Annotated in this window: 1 protein-coding gene; it reads right to left on the bottom strand. The window is 68.0% G+C overall.

Going from position 1 to position 562, the window contains the following annotated elements:
• The coding region (locus AAH979_RS43140) for a hypothetical protein (RefSeq protein ID WP_346263898.1) at window positions 1–562 on the bottom strand (562 nt) is incomplete at both ends.

The raw sequence follows: 562 nt of genomic DNA, 5'->3' as shown, positions 1-562 counted from the left end.
TCGGAGAACCAGAAGTCGTCCATGTCGGAGACGGTGAACGGCACCGGGTTGGGGTAGAGCGGGTCCTGGTGGGTGCGGCCCTCGCGGATCGCCTGCACACAGCCCGGCTCGGTGATCAGCCGGCCCAGCGAGCGGGTGTCCGACGGCGAGTCCGCCGGCACCGCCGGCTTGACGTTGATGAACTGGCCGCCGAAGCCCGGGCATTCGCTCGGGCTGAAGCCGCCGGCCCGGCCGAGCGGGATCATCGCGTTGTACCGGGCCTCGGTGACCTGGCCGCCGTTGCTCGCGGTGCAGCGCTGGTTGAAGAGCAGCTCGTGGACGTTGTTGCTGAACGCGTCCGGCGAGTGGGTGCCCTGGTGGAACTTGAGCAGGGTGTCGCAAACGGCGATCGTGGTGCCCTGCGGCGGGAAGAAGCTGGTGCCGTTGTCACCCTGGATCACGTTGGTGTTGTTCACGGCGAGCACCTTGTGCCCGACGTGGTCCTCGTGCCGGTGGCTGTTCTCCGGCATGTTGTCCAGCATCACCTCGCTGGTGTAACCGAAGGCGGGCCAGCCGACGGTGC

This window comes from Plantactinospora sp. ZYX-F-223, assembly GCF_039649625.1.
In the GTDB taxonomy this organism is placed as follows: domain Bacteria; phylum Actinomycetota; class Actinomycetes; order Mycobacteriales; family Micromonosporaceae; genus Plantactinospora.
Note: the sequence above shows the minus strand (reverse complement) of the source record. Positions and strands in the feature narration are given on the sequence as shown.